Origin of the sequence: Megasphaera sp. AM44-1BH, assembly GCF_003467125.1 — a bacterium.
Classification (GTDB): domain Bacteria; phylum Bacillota; class Negativicutes; order Veillonellales; family Megasphaeraceae; genus Megasphaera.
Genome location: NZ_QSFA01000006.1, coordinates 1 through 17,017, shown reverse-complemented (window position 1 = coordinate 17,017; position 17,017 = coordinate 1). Strand labels below are relative to the sequence as shown.

13 protein-coding genes and 1 tRNA gene are annotated in these 17,017 nt (G+C 49.5%); 8 read left to right on the top strand and 6 right to left on the bottom strand.

The window, feature by feature from the left end:
• Positions 1-86: 86 nt before the first annotated feature.
• Positions 87-1,538: a nicotinate phosphoribosyltransferase gene (locus DW949_RS05710; RefSeq protein WP_118022283.1), complete on the bottom strand. Its 1,452-nt coding sequence runs from the start codon at positions 1,536-1,538 to the stop codon at positions 87-89.
• A 220-nt stretch (positions 1,539-1,758) separates the two neighbouring features.
• On the opposite strand from DW949_RS05710, the gene DW949_RS05705 reads away from it, so the two are divergent.
• From DW949_RS05705 to DW949_RS05695, 3 genes are all read left to right on the top strand, one after another.
• Positions 1,759-2,673: a DMT family transporter gene (locus DW949_RS05705; RefSeq protein WP_118022282.1), complete on the top strand. Its 915-nt coding sequence runs from the start codon at positions 1,759-1,761 to the stop codon at positions 2,671-2,673.
• Positions 2,674-2,865: 192 nt separating this feature from the next.
• Positions 2,866-2,941, top strand: a tRNA-Lys gene (locus DW949_RS05700).
• A gap of 197 nt (positions 2,942-3,138) precedes the next feature.
• Positions 3,139-4,695 carry a DEAD/DEAH box helicase gene (locus DW949_RS05695; RefSeq protein ID WP_118022281.1) on the top strand — a complete coding sequence of 519 codons (1,557 nt, stop codon included), beginning with the start codon at positions 3,139-3,141 and terminating at the stop codon, positions 4,693-4,695.
• A 125-nt stretch (positions 4,696-4,820) separates the two neighbouring features.
• Here the strand turns inward: DW949_RS05695 and rpoD are convergent, their stop codons facing one another.
• On the bottom strand, positions 4,821-6,059 hold the full coding sequence (gene rpoD, locus DW949_RS05690; protein WP_118022280.1) for an RNA polymerase sigma factor RpoD: 1,239 nt from the start codon (positions 6,057-6,059) through the stop codon (positions 4,821-4,823).
• Positions 6,060-6,085: 26 nt separating this feature from the next.
• Positions 6,086-7,876, bottom strand: coding sequence for a DNA primase (gene dnaG, locus DW949_RS05685; protein WP_118022279.1), 1,791 nt, complete (start codon positions 7,874-7,876; stop codon positions 6,086-6,088).
• Positions 7,877-8,210: 334 nt separating this feature from the next.
• Between dnaG and DW949_RS05680 the strand changes: the two genes are divergently transcribed.
• From DW949_RS05680 to DW949_RS05660, 5 genes are all read left to right on the top strand, one after another.
• Positions 8,211-9,104, top strand: coding sequence for an RluA family pseudouridine synthase (locus DW949_RS05680; RefSeq protein WP_199595769.1), 894 nt, complete (start codon positions 8,211-8,213; stop codon positions 9,102-9,104).
• Between the two features lie 47 nt (positions 9,105-9,151).
• Entirely contained in the window at positions 9,152-10,117 is a 966-nt protein-coding gene (fba, locus tag DW949_RS05675) for a class II fructose-1,6-bisphosphate aldolase (RefSeq protein WP_118022278.1), read from the top strand.
• Between the two features lie 82 nt (positions 10,118-10,199).
• Positions 10,200-10,466: a 30S ribosomal protein S20 gene (rpsT, locus tag DW949_RS05670; RefSeq protein ID WP_059077359.1), complete on the top strand. Its 267-nt coding sequence runs from the start codon at positions 10,200-10,202 to the stop codon at positions 10,464-10,466.
• Positions 10,467-10,542: 76 nt separating this feature from the next.
• Complete coding sequence (locus tag DW949_RS05665; RefSeq protein WP_118022277.1) at positions 10,543-11,874, top strand: MATE family efflux transporter; 1,332 nt, start codon at positions 10,543-10,545, stop codon at positions 11,872-11,874.
• A gap of 44 nt (positions 11,875-11,918) precedes the next feature.
• Positions 11,919-13,160, top strand: a complete 1,242-nt coding sequence (locus DW949_RS05660; protein WP_118022276.1) for an aminopeptidase — start codon at positions 11,919-11,921, stop codon at positions 13,158-13,160.
• 115 nt (positions 13,161-13,275) lie between these two features.
• Here DW949_RS05660 and DW949_RS05655 read toward each other — a convergent pair whose 3' ends face one another.
• The 3 genes from DW949_RS05655 to ilvA all read right to left on the bottom strand — a co-directional run bounded on the left by DW949_RS05655 (position 13,276) and on the right by ilvA (position 16,510).
• On the bottom strand, positions 13,276-13,662 hold the full coding sequence (locus DW949_RS05655) for a RidA family protein (protein WP_118022275.1): 387 nt from the start codon (positions 13,660-13,662) through the stop codon (positions 13,276-13,278).
• Positions 13,663-13,827: 165 nt separating this feature from the next.
• On the bottom strand, positions 13,828-15,264 hold the full coding sequence (locus DW949_RS05650) for an amino acid permease (RefSeq protein ID WP_118022274.1): 1,437 nt from the start codon (positions 15,262-15,264) through the stop codon (positions 13,828-13,830).
• Between the two features lie 52 nt (positions 15,265-15,316).
• Positions 15,317-16,510, bottom strand: a complete 1,194-nt coding sequence (gene ilvA / locus DW949_RS05645; RefSeq protein WP_118022376.1) for a threonine ammonia-lyase — start codon at positions 16,508-16,510, stop codon at positions 15,317-15,319.
• Positions 16,511-17,017: the final 507 nt, after the last annotated feature.

The following is a 17,017-nucleotide window of genomic DNA, read 5'->3' as shown; positions in this document are numbered from 1 at the left end:
ATTTATTATATCACAAGGAATAAGAGAAAAAAAAGCATACAAAGAGAGATTTTATCCTCCTTGTATGCTTTTGAATCAGGTTCTAATTATTGAAAATGAGCGGCTTCTTCCGTCAGAATCTGATGGCGCAGTTCAGAAAGACGTGTGCTACGCTGTACCCACATGGTTTCCGGGTTGACGAGACGCTTGTATTCCGGCCACAGCGTGTCGATTTCCCGGTCTGCATATGCCATGATTTCCTTCAGCGTCGGCGGCGTATAGACGAGTTCGCCTTTGACGAACACCGGCTGCAGCATAGTCCGGACCGTAAAGGAACCGGCAGGGATGACGCGGAAACGCCACGGTGTCTTATCACTGGAAAGGCGCAGATCCTTGGACGGATCAATCGTTTCTCCTTCCAGGATAATGACGTCGGCCTTCATCTTGCCCGTCGCTTTATCATAAATCCGCAACACATTCTTGCGGCCCGGATTGGAAATTTTTTCAGCATTATCACTCATCTTGATTTTCGGCACGAACCGGTCCCCTTCGTACTGACCGGCCATCTTGAACACGCCGCCCATGGAAGGGCTGTCCTTGGCCGTGATGAGGTTGGTGCCTACTCCCCAGGAACTGATGGCACATCCCTGCAGTTTCAGTTCCGCAATCAGATTTTCATCAAGGTCATTGGATGCGGCAATGACGGCATTGGGGAATCCGGCTGCGGCAAACATCTTATGCGCTTCTTTGGAAAGGTATGCCAGATCGCCGCTATCCAGACGGATGCCGTAGAATGAAGGCAGCGTTCCGGCTTCCTGCATTTCCCGGAATACGGTAATCGCATCGGGAACCCCTTGCTTTAATGTATTATACGTATCGGCCAGGAGGATGAGACTGTTGGGATAATGTTTGGCATACGTGCGGAATGCTTCCAGTTCCGTCGGAAAACTCATGACCCAGCTATGAGCCATGGTCCCCATGACAGGAATCCCGAATTTAGCTCCTGAAAGCATATTGCTCGTGCCATTGAATCCACCAATCATAGCAGACCGCGCACCATATACACCGGCCGAAGCCCCCTGGGCACGGCGCAGTCCGAATTCCATCAGCGTGTCATCACCGGCGACACAGCGGACCCGGCGGGCTTTGGTCGCAATCAGGCTTTCATGATTCATAATCATGGACATGCACGTTTCCAGCAGGAGAGATTCGTCTTTTGTCGTTTCTACGCGCAGCAATACTTCCTGTGGAAATGCGACGGTCCCTTCAGGCATAGCATATATGCTTCCCGTAAAATGGAATTGTTTCAAATAATCCAGAAATACATCTTTAAAAATGCCCGTACTCTTCAGATATGCCAGATCGTCATCACTGAAATGAATATTTTTGACATAGTCGATGAGATGTTCCAGTCCGGCTACTACCGTATAACCACCGTCAAATGGATTATGCCGGTAATACCGGTCGAATACGCAGGCCTGATCATGCTTTCCTTCGAGATACAGTCCCTGCATCATTGTCAGCTGATAAAGATCAGTTAACAAAGCATTTGTATACAATATCCTCGCCTCCCAATTATGTTGACCTTATTATACATCAAATGCTGGCCCCATGCCAATGATTCGTTGACATTTTCTTTACATTCATCATTTACATCTGTCATGTCATCTAATATTTAGTCTGTGAATTGGCAGGATAATGGACAAAATATAGTAAAGAAAAGCAAACGTATATGGTATAATACGTGTATTGTAATTTTTTTAAAAGGAATGGATGATTATGATTAAAGACCGTTTTTTCTTGTTAGCTGCTACATTTTTCTGGGGTTGTGCCTTCGTCGCCCAGCGGGTCAGTACGGACACAATCGGCGCCTTCGCATTTAATGGCATCCGTTTCTGGATTGGGGCGCTTTCCATTGTTCCCGTCGTCTGGTGGGTCAGCCGCAAAAAAGTGCCGGATTTCGATGCGCCTCCTTCGTTCTTATCTCTTCCGGCAGCCTGTGCCATCCTGGGATTCATACTCTTCGCCGGTGCATCACTGCAGCAGATCGGCATGTTTTATACGACGGCAGGCAAGGCCGGTTTCATTACTGCCCTGTATATTGTCGTCGTCCCCATTCTCGGACTGTTCCTGCGCAATCCTCTGCGGCTGTCTCACATAATGGGATGTCTGACCGCCGTTGCCGGTCTGTATCTGTTAGCCTTTCACAGCGACGGCCAGCCCCTGAATATCGGCGACCTGCTGGAACTGGCCGGCGTCATTTTCTGGGCACTGCACATCCTGATTGTCGATCGCTTTGTCCGTTATTATCGCGGTGTTTACCTGGCTCTGGGACAATTTATCTTCTGCGGCATCTACAACTTTCTTTCCATGCCTCTTGCCGGGGAAACCCTGACCTGGGCTGCCGTCCTGGCATCGGCCATACCGATTCTCTATTGCGGCATTTTCTCCAGCGGCGTCGGTTACACCCTGCAGATTGTCGGTCAGGAACACGTGCCGCCTACGGAAGCCTCCCTTCTCCTGAGTTGTGAAATGATTTTCAGTGCTCTTGCCGGCTTCTTCATACTGGGCGAATCGATGACGCTGCGGGAACTATCGGGCTGCATCCTCATGTCCATCGGGATTTTTGCCGCCCAGATACCCAGCCGCATCGTGTTTAACCCCGGCCGGAATGAAACGTCTCCTGACAGATAGCCTCTGCCAGTGCATTTTTCTCATACTGTGCCCGTCTGTACTTGCACCTCATCAAAGCGGCATTTGCAGACTGGTACAGCATGGAAACGGTATTTCCATACTGTCTCTTGAATAAAACGAAAAAAAAGACTTGCATTTTTTCTTCAACTGGTGTATTATTATCAATGTGCTCAGCAAGAAGACACATCGCATGGACCATTAGCTCAGCTGGCAGAGCACCTGACTCTTAATCAGGGTGTCCAGGGTTCGATCCCCTGATGGTCCACCATAAAAGACACGGATAGCCATCGCATTTGTGCGGTGGCTATTTTTTATACTGTACCCTGAGCAGTTGTCTTTGCCCCCATTTTGACCTCTGCCGCCAATAGGGCCATGAGACCGTTCATGCACCTGTATTTACAAAAATGCCCTATCTTTTCAGAGTCCAAAATGATAGAATTAGATGTTCACACAAAAGGAGGACCTATGTTAGAAAAATTTCAAGAACTTAATATCAGCGAAGTCATCATCCGTGCCCTGAATGAAATGGGATTCGAAGAACCGACCCCGATTCAGGCAGAATCCATACCTGTCGCTATGGCCGGCCATGATATGATCGGTCAGGCCCAGACTGGTACCGGAAAGACGGCCGCATATGGCATCCCGGTGCTGGAAAAAATTCTGGCAGCCCCGCCGAGCAAAGAAATCCAGACCGTCATCTTATCGCCTACGCGCGAACTGGCAATGCAGGTAGCCGAAGAAATGAATCATCTGGCCCAGTTCACGCCGATCCAGGCACTGCCTATTTACGGCGGCCAGGATATGGAACGGCAGCTGCGCCGCCTCCGGAAATGCCCGCAGATCATCGTCGCAACGCCAGGACGCCTCATTGACCACATGAAGCGCGGCACCATCCAGCTCAGCCACATTAGCACGATTGTCCTTGATGAAGCCGACGAAATGCTGGATATGGGATTCATCGATGATATAAACCTCATCATGGGAGCAACGCCGGAAACGCGGCAGACACTGCTCTTTTCAGCGACTATGCCCAAACCCATCCAGGAACTGGCAGAAAATTTCCTGCACGATCCCAAGATCATCCGCATGAAGGCCAAAGAAGTGACAATTGACCTCATCGAACAGTCCTACATCGAAGTACCGGACCGTCAGAAATTCGATATTCTCTGCCGCCTTCTCGATTTACAGGAACCGGATTTAGCTATTATCTTCGTCCGCACCAAACGCCGTGTCGATGAAGTATCAGAAGCACTGAAAAAACGCGGCTATTCAGCAGAGGGCATACACGGTGACCTGACACAGGCCAAGCGTGATACGGTCATCCGCCAGTTCAGAGAACGCACCATCGATATCCTCGTCGCGACCGACGTGGCCGCCCGTGGTCTCGATATCAGCGGCGTCACCCATGTATTCAATTATGACCTGCCCCAGGACCCGGAAAGTTACGTTCACCGCGTAGGCCGGACAGGCCGGGCCGGTCAGAGCGGAGAAGCTACGACGTTTGTCATTCCCAGAGAAATCGAACACCTGCGCACTATCGAACGGCTCATCAAACGCCGCATCCAGCGCAGGAAAGCTCCTACTCTGTCTGAAGCGCTGGAAGGAGCCCAGCAGACGGCCATCCGCAATCTGGTCGGAGCCGTCGAAGCCGGGGAATACGGACCCTATAAGGAAAGCGCCGAAGAACTGCTCAGCAATTATGACAGCACGGCTCTCGTCGCCGCCGCCATCAAGCTTCTGACCAAAGAACCGGACACCACACCGGTCAGAATCACGGAAGAAGCGCCACTGCGCATCAAGTCCAGCCGCCGGCAGGGCTCCGGCCGTGGAGATAACCGCCATCGTGACCGCGGCCCGCGTCAGGGAAATCGTCATGACGGTCCGCGCCGTCCCCGCTTTAAAGGAAACAGGGATAACAAGAAAAAGGATGGTGGCGATACGGCACGCCGCGTATTTAAACCCCGCAAGAAAGAACATAAAGAGCCAAACCGTTCCGCTTTTAAACCGTATTTCAAGGATTAACCACCAATCCGGCACAGCCTGTACAGGTATATAAAAAAACCATGGATTTGTAATCGTCACATTACAATCCATGGTTTTTTTCTGTTCAGCTGGCCGTACGATTATGCACAGCTACCCTGTATACATCAGAGAAAGTCCTTGATTTTTTCCCGTTTGCCCCAATTCCGCAGTTTGCTCAGTGCCTTTCCTTCAATCTGGCGGATACGTTCACGGGTGACATTAAAGTGCTGTCCTACTTCTTCCAGGGTGCGCGGGCGTCCGTCTTTCAGCCCAAACCGGAGATAGAGTACTTTCCGTTCCCGGTCTGTCAGACAGGAGAACACGTCTTCTATCTGTTCTTTTAACAAAATGAACGAGGCCGCATCATCGGGAGCCACGGCTTCCTGGTCTTCGATGAAGTCGCCCAGATGGGAATCTTCTTCTTCCCCGATTGGCGTTTCCAAAGACACCGGTTCCTGGGCTATCTTCATGATTTCCCGGACCCGTTCGACAGAAATATCCATTTTTTCCGCGATTTCTTCCGGCAGCGGTTCCCGTCCTTTATCCTGCAGGAGCTGGCGGGAAATGCGGATCAGTTTATTGATCGTCTCTACCATGTGCACCGGGATACGGATGGTGCGGGCCTGGTCGGCAATAGCGCGGGTAATAGCCTGGCGGATCCACCACGTGGCATAGGTACTGAATTTATAGCCTTTACTATAGTCAAATTTATCGACCGCTTTCAACAGCCCCAGATTGCCTTCCTGTATCAGATCCAGGAAAAGCATGCCCCGTCCGACATACCGTTTGGCAATACTGACGACAAGACGCAGATTGGCATCGGTCAGCTTCTTTTTGGCGATGCTCCCCGCTTTGATCTCTTCTTCTGTTGCATCAGGGGAATTGCCCCGTTCGATAGTCTTGGCCAGCGTAATTTCCTCTTCCGCTGACAACAGGGGGACGCGGCCGATTTCTTTGAGATACATGCGGACCGGGTCATCGATATTGATGCCTTCGGGGATACTCAGATCCATGTGAATTTCCGGGACCTTTTCCGTATCGTCATCATCCAGTTCATCATCCATGGTCATCTGGTCATCTTCGCCGATGATGTCAATCCCCTTATCGGCAAACACTTCATACATCTTGTCAATCTGATCCGGAGTCAGGTCATCTTCTTCCATCACGTTCATGATTTCTGTATACGTCAGACTTCCCTTTTTCTGTCCCGTTTTAATCAGCTGCTGGATATGCTGCAGTGTCAGTTCCTGCCGTTCTTTTTCACTCAGCTGCGGAGCATCCGTTTTTTTCGTGCGTTTGCTGCTACGCGTCGTTTTCTTTGTCTTTTTTTTGACTGCTTTATTTTCATCCTTTATATTTGCCATATAGTACTAGCTCCTTTCTTTCTCCGTCAGGACCAATGTTTCATTTCTTCTAAAATCTGTTTACATGCCGCCAGCGCATCTACGAGACGGGGGTCATTGCTCTGTCCGTAGGCTGCTGCCCGGGCACTGTATTCTCTGTACTTTTTCTGCAATTCCGCCAGGCGGAACCGTTTCACATAATCGAGCAAAACAGCTTCGTCTACGGGAACATCTTGCAGTACCATGATTCTTGCAAGTTCTTCGGCCTCCTCAGGAGTCAGATTATTCTGGATGTCACTCGTCGTGTACATCCCTTGTGCATCAGCGGCTGCCAATATTTTTTCATAAATATGGCGCCGCACAGTATTGGCAAAAAAACCGGGAATGATCTTTTCCCGGATACGGGTACAGGATTTGGGATGATCCATGAGAAAACGCAGGATATTTTCTTCCGAAACAGCATTGGGGCCGCCGCCCCGGGCCGTTGCGTTCTCCTGTGAAACAGAATGGGAAATAGTGACCTGCTGTTGTCCTGCTTCCGGATGAGCTGCCACGTACTTGTTGAACTCACTACGGATTGCGTTTTCATCAATCTGGATACGGGCTGCCAGTTTTTTTAAAAACGCTTCCAGCACGACACGGTTGCTGACTTGCGCCAATACGGGAAGCATGGTCGCCGTAATGGCAGCCTTGCCTTCCAGCGTCGTTTCATCTGACTGCCGTAGTGCCATCATGAGCATGTAGTCGAGTACGTTCGGTGCATTATCCACTGCCTCGCGGAATTTATCAGGACCGGCACTATTGATGTATTCATCGGGATCCTTTCCCTGGGGCAGGGATACGACGCGGATGCGCATTCCCAGATTGCGGACGATTTCCATGGCCCGCAGAGTTGCCTGCCGTCCGGCTCCATCCATATCATACGACAGGACCAGTTCCCTGGCCTGCCGCTGGAGAAGCCGCGCCTGTTCATCTGTAAAAGCAGTCCCCAGGGACGCCACAACATTACAGATTCCCCGGTTATGAGCCGATATGACGTCCATATAGCCTTCAACCAGGATAGCTTTCCCTTCTTCATAAATCGCTTTATGAGCCTTGTCCATGGCAAAGAGCAGGCGGCGTTTATTGAAAATCAGTGTTTCCGGGGAATTCAGATATTTGGGCCGGCTGTCATCGAGCACACGGCCGCCAAAACCAACGATGCGTCCCCGGCCATCGCGTATAGGAAACATGACCCGGTTGCGAAAGGCATCGTAGTACCGGCCGTTTTTTTCTTTAGCCAGTCCGACTTCAACGAGCTCCGGCCCGGTTACACCCTTCTTTTCGAAGGCATCGGTCAGTTTATTCCAACTGTCCGGGGCAAATCCCAGCTTAAACGAATAAATCGTATCATCGCTCAGGTGCCGGCGATGAAAATAGGCAAGGCCCGGTTCGCCATAGTGGGTCTTTACCAGACAGTTATGAAAGAAGTTACCTGCCAATTCATTAATTTCAAACAGGCGGTCCCGGTGCTTATCCCGCGCAATATCCTCTGCGGACTTTTCTACTTCCGGCAGTGGGATATGGGCCCGTTCAGCCAGTCGTTCTACCGCTTCACTAAAAGAGATGTTTTCTTTCATCATAACGAATTTGAAAACATCCCCGTGGGCATGGCAGCCAAAACAATAATAGAATCCTTTATCAGCAGCGACACTGAAAGAAGCCGTTTTTTCATTATGGAACGGACAGCATGCCCAGAAATTACGTCCCCGGCGCTGGAGGACCAGATAATCGGAAATGACGCTGACTATGTCATTGGCCTGCCGTACTTGTTCTATAAATTCATTGGTAAAACGCATATGTCACATCACCTGTTAAAGAATTCGTGTAGTAATACATTCTAGATAGGAAGCCCGATTCCTGCCTGGCACCTGTATGGATTTCGCATACCGGATATGACAGCAGGGCATTTTTCATAAACCTTACACTATATACTATTCCATAAAAATCCCAAAAATCCTTTTTCTACAGGCAATTTTTCTTTGTACAGGCAGAAAAAACCGGGTTTTCCTGTTGATTTTGCCAGCTTCATCCATTACAATATAGCTGTACAGTTAACATCCTACGTTGATTTTCCGGTTACCCTTTTGTACAATAGATGTGTATACAACCCATACGCACAAAGGAGATGTCATGATTGAATTTATCGTAGGCAGACTGGAAAAGAAAACGTCCCTGCTGGGAGCCTTGCGCCATGCCGGCGTTTCCGCTACCATGAGACGGCGCATCAAGCACAATGGCATCTGTACCCGCAATGGTATCGCAGCCGATACCCGCGATTTTGTTTCCACAGGCGACGTCATCCGCGTAGAGCTTCCGGAATCCAATCCGTTCCGACCGGAACCGATTCCTGTAAAAATTGCCTACGAAGATGATTATATCATAGCTGTCAATAAGCCGGCAGGATTATTGATGCATCCAACGTCGGGAGCGCATGACGGAACGCTGGCAAATGCGCTGGCCTGGTACTATCAGCAGACGGGACAGAGCTGCTCTTACCATCCCATGCACCGGCTGGACCGCAATACGTCCGGACTCTGCCTGATTGCCAAGCAGCCCCAGATCCAGTATGCTTTCAGCCATCGCCATCTGGCCTATCACCGGTATTATCTGGCCGTAGCCGAAGGACGATTTCCCGCCCGGCGACTGACTATACACTGGCCCATTTCCCGCGCCCCGGACAGCATCATCCTGCGCCGTACCGATGCTGACGGCAAACCTGCGCATACGGACATCCAGTGTCTCGCTGCGACAGACCGCTACAGCTTGCTGCAGCTTACCCTTCACACGGGACGCACCCATCAGATCCGGGTACACTGTGCCAGTCTGGGCCATCCATTGTGCGGCGATGATCTGTACGGTGGCAGCCGGACCGATATACAGCGGCAGGCGCTCCATGCGTTCCGCATCCAGTTCACCCATCCTGTCAGTGGTACATTCATTACGGTTAATTCCCCGTTACCGGCAGATATGCAGCACCTGTTCTGCTGCGCCGGCTGGGATTATCATGAGCTGGTCCCGCTCTGAGGACTGACTTTTCTACACATACCTTTACTTAAAGGAGGAACTTTCCTATGCCATTAGTCACAACTACCGAAATGTTCAAAAAAGCCTATGCCGGCCATTATGCCATCGGGGCTTTCAACATCAATAATATGGAAATCGTCCAGGCTGTTACCGACGCAGCAGCGGACCTTCAATCCCCGATTATTCTTCAGGCTTCGGCCGGTGCCAGAAAATACGCCAAGCCGAGCTATCTGAAACATCTTGTTGAAGCAGCCCTGGAAGACCACGACCTCACGGTCGCACTTCACCTTGACCATGGCGCCGATTTCGAAACGTGCAAATCCTGTATTGACGGCGGATTTACCTCTGTCATGATTGATGGATCCAAGCACTCCTTCGAAGATAATATTGCTCTGACAAAACAAGTCGTGGAATATGCCCATGCTCACGGTGTCGTCGTCGAAGGCGAATTAGGCCAGCTGGCCGGCATTGAAGACGATGTCAAAGTAGCCGCTCATGAAGCATCCTACACCCGTCCGGAAGAAGTGGAAGAATTCGTCAGCCGTACTGGTGTCGATTCCCTGGCTATCGCTATCGGGACCAGCCATGGCGCATATAAGTTCACGCCGGAACAGTGCACCCGCAACGAACAGGGCGTCCTCGTACCTCCGACACTTCGTTTCGACATCCTCGAAGAAGTAGCCAAGCGGCTTCCCGATTTTCCGATTGTCCTGCACGGAGCTTCCTCGGTCGTACCCGAATATGTAAAAATCATCAATGAAAACGGTGGCAATCTTCCTGATGCCATCGGTATCCCGGAAGACCAGCTCCGCAAGGCGGCTTCCCTGGCTGTCTGCAAGATCAATATCGACTCCGATATCCGCCTGGCACTGACAGCCGGCGTCCGTCTCCACATGGCCCAGCACCCCGATCATTTTGACCCGCGCCAGTACCTGAAAGACGGCCGGCAGAACGTCTATGACCTCGTCTCTCATAAGATTACCGAAGTGCTCGGTTCGGCTCATAAGGCATAATTCCCTAAAATTTCTATTGATTTTTATCCCGTTTTATGATAGAATTTCTTCTAGTGTTCTTGTAAATTAGGAGGTGAACCCATTGCCGCAGATTAAATCCAACATCAAATCGATGGAAAAAGATGCAGCCCGCCACGCCGTAAATTCCCAGGTAAAATCTTCTGTTCATACTGCTATCCGCCGTACGACCGAAGCAATTGCCACAGGTGATGCTGAAGCTGTAAAAAAAGCATTTGATAAAGCCAGCAGCGTCATCGACAGCGCTGCACAGAAAGGCGTTCTCCATAAAAATACTGCAGCCCGTAAGAAATCCCGTCTGGCTGCCAAAGTAAACGAAATGGATAAATAATCGTAAATGCTAACAAGCCCCACGGTCTGTGGGGCTTGTTTTATATCTATTCTGTTTCTAAGGAGGTATCTGTATAATGCCGCAATTATACCAGATACGGCATTTTCTTACGTTGTTCTTCCCATTGCTGCTCACCCAGATGGCCCAGGTCGGCAGCGGAGTCTTTTCCAGCATATTCAGCGGTCAGGCTGGGACAGTCGATCTGGCCGGCGTCGCCGTCGGTGTCAATATCTGGTACCCCGTCTTTGCCGGCATGTGCGGCGTCTTTTTTGGCGTCTCACCGATCCTCTCCCAGCTCCGTGGTGCCGGCAAAACAGAAGATATCCCCGGGTATATTTTACAAAGTCTCTATGTTGCAGTCATTACGACTTTAGTCGTCCTCGCAGCGGGACTACTGTGTCTCGACCCCTTTCTCCGCATCATGGGGCTCGAACCGGCGGTCTATACGATTGCCCGCGAATACCTGATTGCACTGGCCTGGGGCATCCTGCCCACCTTCCTTGTGGCCACGCTGCGCTATATTACCGACGCCCATGGCAAGACCCATGTGTCTATGGCCATTCTGTTTCTCAATCTGGCCATTACGGTAGTACTGTTCCGCCTGTTTGTATTCGGCGGGCCGGGCATAGCTCCCATGGGAGGGGTCGGGACAGGATATGCCATCACCATAGCGGCCTGGATTACACTGGCTGTATTCCTGGTGTTGTTTTCCCTGTTAGAGCCGTTCCGTTCCTATGGCCTGTGGCATCGTTTTGTTTCTCCGGACTGGCACACCATCTCGGAACAATTGCGTATCGGCATCCCCATGTTCGTCGCTATTTTCTGTGAAACCAGCCTGTTCTCCATCATCGGTCTGTTAATGGCCGAATTCGGTACGGTATACCTGGCAGCCAATCAGGCGGCGATTAGCTACTCTACCCTGATATACGTATTTCCCTGGAGCCTCAGCCTGGCATCGACTATCGTCATCGGATATGAAGTGGGCGCCCGCAATGGTCAGGCCGCCCGCCAGTACGCCCGCATCTGTCAGGGATCCGCCCTGCTCATCGTCTGCGCTACAGCCACCCTGACCTATACATTCATAGGTCCTATCAGTTCCCTGTTTTCTTCTGACGCAGGCACACTGATACATATCCGTCATTTTCTTCTGCTGGCGGTCATGTTTTCCTTCTGCGATGCCGCCGGTACTCCGGTCCAGGGCATCCTGCGGGGATATAAAGACGTACGCATCATCACGATTGTGGCCTTTGTCACCTATTGGCTCATCAGTCTTCCCATGGGGTATGGCGCAGCACATCTTCTCCCCTATGGGGCCTATGGATACTGGTATAGTCTGATTATCAGCCTGGCCATCAATGCACTGGCTCTCAATATCCGTCTCTGGAAGCGTACAGCCTGGTCACTGTAATTTAGAGCGGATATATTATTGTATTTATACTAGGAGTGATACATATGCATCTCGATTCTTCTGTTTCATCCTTATTGCCCGGATATGCCCGGGTCCTGCTCAAAAAAGGGCTAAACCTGCAACAGGGACAGATTCTTGTCATCGCTGCCCCGGTAGAAGCTCACGATTTTGTCACCATTCTTACCCGGGAGGCCTATGAAGCAGGCGCCCGTCAGGTCGTCATGAACTGGCGCTCCGATGCATCGGCCCGGCTGCGTTATGAATACGAAGACCTGTCCGAGTTCACCACCATGCCGGACTGGCGCCGTGATTTCAGCCTCTGTTACTACCGTCAGAATGCCGCCTTTCTCAGCCTTATTTCTGCCAATCCATACCTCATGAAGGGAATCGATATGCAGAAACTGGTCGCCTGGCAGAAAGCTTCAAACAAGGCGCTAAAAGAATACATCGACGGCATGATGGCATCCCGGACGACCTGGCTCGTCGCCGCCGTTCCCAGCCTCGTATGGGCCCATATCCTGTATCCGGACCAGCCGGAAGAGACGGCTTATGAAATGTTGTGGAAACAAATTCTCCAGTCTTCCCGTGCTGATGGTGAAAATCCGCTGGCTGACTGGGATGCACATCTTCTGGAATTAAAAAAACGCCGCGACTGGATGACCAGCCAGCACTTTACGAGCCTGCACTATACGTCAGGTCAGGGGACCGATCTGACTATCGGGCTGTCGGAAAAACATATCTGGCAGGGAGGTGCCGAAGAAACGACATCACATATCCTCTTTAATGCCAATATTCCCACAGAAGAAATTTATACAGCGCCAGACGCTTCCCGGGTCAATGGCATTGTATACAGCACGAGGCCGCTGGTATACAACGGCAACCTCATTGACAACTTCCATATCACATTTAAAGACGGCCACGCTATAGAATCAAAGGCAGAAACAGGTGATGATGTGTTAAAACAGATCCTGTCCATGGATGAAGGCGCTTCCCGGCTGGGAGAAGTGGCTCTGATTCCATACCATTCCCCTATTTCTCTGTCTCATATTCTCTTTTATGAAACACTCTTTGATGAAAATGCCTCCTGTCATCTGGCATTTGGCAAAGCCTATCCGACCTGCCTTTCCGGCGGCAGCGGGATGGATGACCAGGAACTTCGCGCTCACGGCCTCAATGATTCCATGATTCACGTCGATTTCATGGTTGGCAGCGATGACCTTTCCATTATGGGAACTAAAGCAGACGGAACGACTGTTCCCGTATTCATAAACGGAGACTGGGCATAAATCAGCATAAAAATACTCCCTTCCAGGCAGACGCAGGAACGTTATGGTTCCTCTTATCTGCTTAGAAGGGAGTTTTTTGCATGATATCTGAAACTCTTTTTAGTGGATTATCAGATTATTTGCCTACATAGGCGATGACTTCGACTTCAACGAGGGCATCTTTCGGCAGTTTGCCGATTTCCACGCAGGAACGGGCCGGAAGAGTCTTATTGAAGTATTTGGCATATACTTCATTGACAGCACCGAAGAAGTTCATATTGGCAATGTATACCGTCGTTTTGATAACATCGTCATACGTAGCACCAGCAGCTTCCAGAATAGCGCCAACATTTTTCATGCACTGTTCTGCCTGGTTGACTACGCCGCCACCTACGAGTTTGCCTTTTTCCGGATTAATAGCAATCTGGCCGGAAGCAAAGAGGAAATCGCCTGCTTTAATAGCCTGGGAATACGGGCCTACCGCGCCTGGAGCTTTTTCTGTACTAATAACGTTTACTGCCATGATCAAACATCTCCTTAAAAAATATTATCTACTCTATTTATTATTATACAACATCTAATTCCACATTTCCACTGCATACGCTATATATCTACACAATATTTATGGTGAACTATACGAGACTTCTATGTAATAGCATATACTAAATTAATGGCAGACACATGAACATCAGTCATTCATAGTTCCACTATTTTCAGATACCGCTTTTTCTTCATCTGTCGTAGTCAGAAGATGACCTTCCTTATCATATTTCTTCTTGTTCAGGCCGCACAGGAACCATGCCGCCGTAATGGCCGCAATAAAGACCCACGAGGAAAGAATAGACATGCGGGTGTCCGGATTGTACAGCATGCCAATCGTCACCAGAATCAGGAAGGCAACGCAGAAGTAATTAGAGTACGGGTACAGAGGCGATTTGAATGGATGTTTTGCCATGACTTCCGGGCCCCATGTTTTGCGGAAATTCTTCTGGGCCCAGGCCAGGACAAACCAGGCTACCATGCCGGGGAATACCGACGCACTATAGAGATAGAGAAACAGTTTGGAATCAGGAATCATGTAATTCAGCACGACGCCAATAGCCAGTACGATGACGGTAACTCCGATCCCGTTGCGGGGAACGCCGGAAGGCGACAGTTTGGCAAAGATACGCGGTGCCTGACCATTCTGTGCCAGGGTATAGAGCATACGGCCCGAACTGTACATACCGGAATTGCAGCCCGATAAAGCGGCCGTGAGAACGACGAAGTTGATGATGCCCGCCGCTGCCGTAATACCAACTTTGGCAAAGGTCATGACGAACGGACTGCCAATGTAGCTGACTTCTGTCCATGGATAGATACAGAGGATGACAAAGATAGAACCAATATAGAATATAAGGATACGCCAGACAATGTTGTTGACAGCCTTTTTCAGCGTCCTTTGCGGATCCTGGGCTTCACCGGCAGTAATCCCGATGAGTTCAACACCCTGGAATGACGCCGCTACGACACACATAGCTGCCAGCATACCGCCCCAGCCATTAGGCATAAACCCACCGTGGGACCAGAGATTGCTGATTCCTACAGGCACGCCATCATTGCCAAACCCGAAAAGAATGACCGCCGCCCCGACGATGAGCATGACGATAATCGTAACGACTTTAATCAGGGCAAACCAGAATTCGAATTCGCCATAGTATTTAACAGCTGCCATGTTGGCCGATGCAACGATAGCCATCCCGGCCAGAGCCGATATCCATTGTGGCAAGTCCGGGAACCAGTAATGCACATAAATCCCTACGGCTGTAATTTCCGATAACCCAACGACAACCCAGAGAAACCAGTATGAGCAGGCTGTCAGATATCCCACAAAAGGACTAATATATTTGTGGCCATACGTTGCAAAGGATCCGGTCACCGGTTCCTGGTATAACATTTCCCCCATAATACGCATAATGAAAAACATGACGACGCCCGTTACGGCATAACATAACAGTACCGACGGACCAGCCATCTGAATCGTGTTGGCTGACCCCATAAACAGGCCAACACCAATGGTTCCCCCCAGAGCTATCATCTCTACATGGCGTGGCTTCAGGCCACGTTCCATTTTCTGCTGTTCCATTATTACCTCCATAGCTTTGGAATCATTATGGTCTTATGACTTAATATGTGTTTTATTTCATCGTTACATAGTAATGATGATCTTTTAATGTGGACATCAGTTGTTCCACGTGTTTTTCATTTGCCGTTTCCAGTTCCAGTGATACGGCAGTCTGTCCCATATCTACGCCATGCTGGCTCCGTTCATGAACGATAGAAAGTACGTTGGCATTGGCGTTGGCAATGATAGTCAGCAGCTTCACCATTTCGCCCGGTACATCAGGAATGATGGTCTGGAAGAAAATCTTGCGGCGGGACTTGATCAGGCCCTGATTGATGACGCGCTGCATGTTATTGACATCTATATTGCCGCCACTGACCAGAGCTGCCACTTTTTTGTTGTGCAGGCCGGAAATTTTACCATTCATGAGAGCCGCCGTCGGTACGGCACCAGCACCTTCTGCCACGGTTTTGCAGCGTTCCAGGAGCCAGAGTATGGCCTGGGAAATTTCATTTTCATCGACAGTAACAATATCATCCAGGTAATGGCGGCAGATATCAAAGGTCAGATCTCCCGGTGTTTTGACGGCTATGCCATCAGCCAGTGTGGCTTTACCGTTATAGGTGATAATTTTCCCCTGATCTACGGATTCTTTCATAGACGGCATGTTTTCTGTCTGCACGCCGATAACTTTGATTTTCGGATTGACACTCTTTGCTGCTACGGCAAGCCCTGAAATCAGGCCGCCACCGCCAATAGGAGCTACAATAGCATCCACGTCGGGCAGTTGTTCGATAATTTCCAGTGCAATCGTTCCCTGTCCGGCAATGACTTCGGGATCATTGAAGGGATGAACAAACGTATACCCATGTTCTTTCGTCAATTCGACAGCTTTGGCAGCTGCTTCATCAAAGAAGTCCCCGTAGAGGACAACGTTAGCACCGTATCCGCGTGTAGCAGCTACTTTGGACAAAGGAGCATGCTTGGGCATACAAATCGTAGACTGGCAGCCATAGGCACTGGCAGCCAGAGCCACACCCTGGGCATGATTGCCAGCCGATGCAGCAATAACGCCTTTTTCCCGTTCTTCCGGTGTAAGGGACGCTACTTTATTGTAAGCCCCGCGTAATTTGAATGAACCTGTCCGCTGTAAATTTTCCATCTTCAGGTATACCTGGCAATCAGCTATCTTGCTGACGGAATTGGCAAAAGACAACCCCGTTTTCTGTGCCACACCTTGTAACCGTTTCTGTGCTTCCTGTACCATTTCTAATGTAACAGCTTCACCCATGATGAATTCAACCTCCTTAATATGTGTAAACCATAAATCCAATTGGCTTTACGGATACGTATGATACGTTCCTTATGCTTACACTATACTTCTCAAACAGTCTACTGTCAATAGATATTCCGGTGATTTAATTCTCCTCTAATATTACCATGATTTTAATATTATTCTGCATTACGTCTGTGTTTATGAGAAGAATTTAATTATTTTCCAAACTTTTCATTTGATATTTTTTATTTCACTCTGTATTTTTTTGTCCATTATGGTAATACATTAGACTCATACAAAAAGATATATGTTGTATGCGATTAATTATCATGCATGATATGCTTTTTAATCATTTATCGGGCAATGTTTTTATATAAAGAAATCGATTTTCTATATATGGCAATTTATTCCGTGTTGTTTCGGCAGTACCGCGTAGCGGTTCATCCTGTCTGCATATAAAACAAAACAGCACATCCTTCCGGATGTGCTGTAGCCTGG